The 5,336-nt window shown below is 71.7% G+C and carries 3 protein-coding genes; all 3 read left to right on the top strand.

Annotation, left to right across the window (positions count from 1 at the left end; genetic code table 11):
- Window positions 1-558, top strand: a 558-nt coding sequence (locus C1A33_RS19515; RefSeq protein WP_133150738.1) for an acyltransferase, incomplete at its 5' end; no start/stop codon positions are given.
- 335 nt (window positions 559-893) lie between these two features.
- Window positions 894-3,677, top strand: a complete 2,784-nt coding sequence (gene acnA, locus C1A33_RS19510) for an aconitate hydratase (protein WP_101832888.1) — start codon at window positions 894-896, stop codon at window positions 3,675-3,677.
- 309 nt (window positions 3,678-3,986) lie between these two features.
- A partial coding sequence (gene wecB, locus C1A33_RS19505) for a non-hydrolyzing UDP-N-acetylglucosamine 2-epimerase (protein ID WP_101832887.1) occupies window positions 3,987-5,336 on the top strand: 1,350 nt, incomplete at its 3' end.

Here is a 5,336-nt window from a genome sequence, read left to right as displayed (position 1 = left end):
GCGCTGGTGGGACGGGTGGGGCGGGTGGCGTGGCGCACCTACCTGCTGCGCACCGACCCGGTGCGCTACGCCCGCTGGATCGGCGTGCGTCTCGGCGCCGACTGCCGGCTCATCGAACTCACGTCGGCCACGTTCGGTACCGAGCCCTACCTGATCAGGCTGGGCGACCGGGTCGGTATCGCCGGCGGGGTCCGCTTCGTCACCCACGACGGGGCCGCCAGCCGGATGCGGCGGCGCTATCCCGACATCGACGTGGTCGCGCCGATCCGGATCGGCTCCGACACCATCCTCGGCATCAACGCGATCATCATGCCGGGCGTCACGATCGGGTCCGACGTCGTGGTCGCGGCGGGCGCCGTGGTGATGCGCGACGTGCCGGCCGGCTCGCTGGTCGCGGGGGCGCCGGCCCGGGTGGTGACCGACATGGCCAGCTGGGAGGAGCGGATGCTCGCCCGTTCGGTGGGTACCGGTGGGATGAGCCCGCGCCGCAAGCGGGAGGTGTTCCTCGATCGGTTCGGGGCGGATCTCGAGGCCGATCTCGACGAGGCTCCCGTGTGATATGGTTAGCCTTGCTAAGTAAATGGGCCGGGCGCGGCTCCGGCGCTCCACCTCCGGAGTCGGGCTGGCGCATACCTGGATGAATCCGGTATTCCACCCAGACGTGGGTCGGTTGGTCGCGTCGGCTGTGTCACAGGCCCTCTGCGGCGATGCCTGTCGGCGGTAAATGCCAGGATGGAGTCAAAGCCGGCCGGGGATGGCCGACGCCGCGGGCGGCCCTGCGTCTACGGGCTCGCCGCCGGCGGTGTCGCCATGGTGGTGCCGCAGGGGCGTGGCCATGGTGGCGAGCCCCGTCGTCCGTGGGTGACGGGCGGCGGGTGACGAGGAGGAGAACGATGGACAGCTTCGGCAGTACCGGATCGCTCGCGGTAGGTGACCGCACCTACACGATCAGGCGGCTGGACGCGGTGCCCGGGGCCGATCGACTCCCCTACAGCCTGAAGGTGCTCCTGGAGAACCTGCTCCGCACCGAGGACGGCGCCAACATCACCGCCGACCACGTCCGGGCGCTGGCGAACTGGGACCCGGCGGCCGCGCCGAGTCAGGAGATCCAGTTCACCCCCGCCCGCGTGATCATGCAGGACTTCACCGGCGTCCCGTGTGTGGTGGACCTCGCCGCGATGCGTGAGGCGATGGCCGCGCTCGGCGGCGACCCGGCGAAGATCAATCCGCTGGCGCCCGCCGAGCTGGTGATCGACCACTCGATCATCGCCGACCACTTCGGCCGCCAGGACGCCTTCGAGCTCAACGCGGCGCTGGAGTTCGGCCGCAACCGGGAGCGCTACCAGTTCCTGCGCTGGGGGCAGGCGGCCTTCGACAACTTCACGGTCGTCCCGCCGAACACCGGCATCGTCCACCAGGTCAATCTGGAATACCTGGCCCGGGTCGTGTTCACCCGGGAGACGCCCGAGGGCACGCTCGCCTACCCGGACACCCTCGTCGGCACGGACAGCCACACCACCATGATCAACGGTGTGGGTGTGCTGGGCTGGGGCGTCGGCGGCATCGAGGCCGAGGCCGCGATGCTCGGCCAGCCGGTCAGCATGCTCATCCCGACCGTGGTCGGCTTCAAGCTGACCGGTGAGCTGCCCGCCGGCACCACCGCCACCGACATGGTCCTCGTCATCACCGAGATGCTGCGCAGGCACGGCGTCGTCGGCCGGTTCGTCGAGTTCTACGGCGAGGGCGTGGCCAACCTGCCGCTGGCCAGCCGGGCCACCATCGCCAACATGAGCCCCGAGTACGGCTCCACCTGCGCCATCTTCCCGATCGACGGCGAGACCCTGAACTACCTGCGCCTCACCGGCCGGCCCGCCCCGCAGATCGCGCTGGTCGAGGCGTATGCCAAGGAGCAGGGCCTCTGGCTCGACCCGAGTCGCGAGGCCGACTACACCACGACGCTCGAGCTCGACCTGTCCACGGTCGTGCCGTCGCTCGCCGGCCCGAAGCGGCCGCAGGACCGGGTGCCGCTGTCCACCGCCAAGCAGGCCTTCCGCGCCGCGCTGCCCACCTACGCCACGGCGACGCCGCTGGCGAACGGTGGCGCCGACGAGGCCGATGCCGAGTCGTTCCCCGCCTCCGACCCGGCCGCGGCCTTCGCGGACAAGCCCTCCGACGCGCCGGTCTCCGTCAACGCCGTCGCTGGCCCCGTGGCCGACCGCCCGTCCAACCCGACCCCGGTGACGCTCGCCGACGGCACCGCCGTGGAGCTGGACCACGGTGCCGTCGCGATCGCCGCGATCACCTCCTGCACCAACACGTCCAACCCGACGGTGATGATCGGTGCGGCGCTGCTCGCCCGCAACGCCGTCGAGAAGGGCCTGACCCGCAAGCCGTGGGTCAAGACCACGCTCGCCCCGGGGTCCAAGGTCGTCATGGACTACTACGAGCGGGCCGGGCTGGTGCCGTACCTGGACAAGGTCGGCTTCAACCTGGTCGGCTTCGGCTGCACCACCTGCATCGGCAACTCCGGCCCGCTGCCGGAGGAGATCAGCGCGGCGGTGAACGAGGCCGACCTCGCGGTCGTCAGCGTGCTGAGCGGCAACCGGAACTTCGAGGGCCGGATCAGCCCCGACATCAAGATGAACTACCTGGCGTCCCCGCCGCTGGTCGTCGCCTACGCGCTGGCCGGCACGATGGACATCAACCTCGACACCGACCCGCTGGGCATCGGCGAGGACGGCCAGCCGGTCTACCTGCGCGACGTCTGGCCGAGCGAGGCCGAGGTCGCCGCGGTCGTCGCGGACGCCATCCGGTCGGACATGTTCGAGTCGGACTACGCCGACCTGTCCGGCGACGAGCGCTGGCAGGCCCTGCCCGTCGGCGACGGCGGCGCGGTCTCCCAGACCTTCGGCTGGGTGGATGACTCCACCTACGTCCGTCACCCTCCGTACTTCGAGGGGATGGCGGCCAAGCCCGAGGCCCGCACCGACATCGTCGGCGCCCGCGCGCTCGCGGTCCTCGGCGACTCGGTCACCACCGACCACATCTCCCCGGCGGGAAACATCAAGAGGGACTCGCCCGCCGGCCGGTACCTCACCGAGCACGGCGTCGCGCCGACCGACTTCAACTCCTACGGGTCCCGGCGCGGCAACCACGAGGTGATGATCCGCGGCACCTTCGCGAACATCCGCCTGCGCAACAAGCTCGTCTCCGGCGTCGAGGGCGGCGTCACCCGCCACCTGCCGGACGGCGAGCAGCTGGCGATCTACGACGCGGCGCAGAAGTACGCCGCCGAGGGCGTGCCGCTGGTCGTGCTCGCCGGCAAGGAGTACGGCTCCGGCTCGTCGCGGGACTGGGCGGCCAAGGGCACCTCGCTGCTGGGCGTGCGCGCGGTCATCGCCGAGTCCTACGAGCGGATCCACCGCTCGAACCTGATCGGCATGGGCGTGCTGCCGCTGCAGTTCCCCGAGGGCCAGTCGGCCGAGTCGCTGGGCCTGACCGGCGAGGAGACGTTCACCATCACCGGCCTCGCCGCGGTGGACGAGAAGACCCCGACGATCACCGTGCAGGCCGGCGAGAAGTCGTTCGAGGCCGTCGTCCGGATCGACACGCCGGGGGAGGCGGAGTACTACCGCCACGGCGGCATCCTGCTCTACGTCCTGCGCTCGCTGCTCTAGATCGTCTCCGACTCCGCCTGCATCACCTGCCGCCGCGTGTCGGCCCCTGGCCGGCGCGCGGCGGCTTCCTGCCGTTTTCGGCGGTTCCGTGCCCTTCTCCCGGGTCTCCTGTCCGATCTGTCCCTCATGGCACGGTAAGGAAAGCGCTGACCAGCGGGTGATCGTTCACTCAGGGTTATCAGATGCTACTCAGGGTGATAGGTTGCGGGTGGCGGTCACGGGGATGGCGCTCGCGGGCGGGCACGGTTCCGCCCGGCGGTGGCGCACAGGTGGCCGGATGACGATCCATGCGTGCCTGGGAGAGTCCGAATGGCGACTGGAACTCCGGAGCAGAGCGGGCCCTCGGTGCCGACGGTGCCCTCGGGGCCGCCAGGGGAGCGGGTCACCCCGCTGGTCCCTCAGCCCAGTGGCCCACGGCCGCGCCGGGCGACGCTGAGTGTCGCGCGGCCCGCCGTCGCCGTCCCCGCCGCCGGCGGCCCGCGGGAACGCCGGCTGCGGGTACTCGCCGTCGTCGGCACCCGGCCGGAGGTGGTCAAGCTCAGCCGGGTTCTCGCCGCCCTCGACCGGGCCGTCGACCTGCGTCTGGTGCACACCGGGCAGAACTACGACCACGAGCTCAGTCAGGTCTTCTTCGACGAGCTCGGCGTGCGCCGCCCCGACCACACCCTCGACGCGGCCGCCCCCACCCCCGCCGAGACGATCAGCCGGCTGATCTCCCGGCTGGACCCGGTCCTCGCCGCCGAGTCCCCCGACGCGCTGCTGCTCTACGGCGACACGAACACCTGCTACGCGGCGATCCCCGCCAAACGCCGCCGGATCCCCGTGTTCCACCTGGAGGCCGGCAACCGCTGCTTCGACCAGCGGGTGCCCGAGGAGATCAACCGCCGCGTCGCCGACCATCTCAGCGACGTCCACCTGGCGCTGACCGAGCGGGCCCGCGCCCACCTGCTCGCCGAGGGCCTGCCCGCCGACCGGATCTTCGTCGTCGGCTCGCCGGTACAGGAGGTGCTGACCCACTACGCGCCGCTCGTCGACACGTCGTCCGTGCTCGGCACGCTCGGTGTGCAGGCCGGCCGCTACCTGGTCGCGAGCGTGCACCGCGAGGAGAACGTCGACCGCCCCGACGCGCTCGCCGCCCTGCTGGAGACCCTCAACCGGCTCGCGGTCCGCCACCGGCTGCCGATCATCGTCTCGACCCACCCGCGCACCCGCGACCGCCTCGGCGCGCTGCGCCGCTCCGGGCGGGCGCCGCTGATCGACGACCGGGTCCGCTTCTGCCGGCCGTTCGGGTTCTGCGACTACATCGCCCTGCAGCGGGCCGCGCTGTGCGTGCTGTCGGACAGTGCCACCCTGACGGAGGAGGCCTCGCTCATCGGCTTCCCCGCCGTGCTCATCCGGGACGCCCACGAGCGGCCGGAGGGCATGGACCGCGGCGTGCTGGTGTCCAGTGTGCTGCGGCCGGACCGGATCTGTGACGCCGTCCAGCTGATCGTGCGGGAGGCAGAGAGCGACCGGCGGCCCCGCGTCGTCGCCGACTACGCGGTCGACGACGTGTCCCGCCGGGTCCTGCACATCATCGTCAGCTACGTCGATCACATCCGGCGCACCGTCTGGTACGGCGACACCGGCCCGGACAGCGGACCGGCGTCCCCCGCCTCC

It is taken from the genome of Frankia canadensis, assembly GCF_900197875.1.
GTDB lineage: Bacteria > Actinomycetota > Actinomycetes > Frankiales > Frankiaceae > Frankia > Frankia canadensis.
The sequence above is the reverse complement of the archived record's forward strand: the minus strand, read 5'-3'. Positions and strand labels throughout refer to the sequence as shown.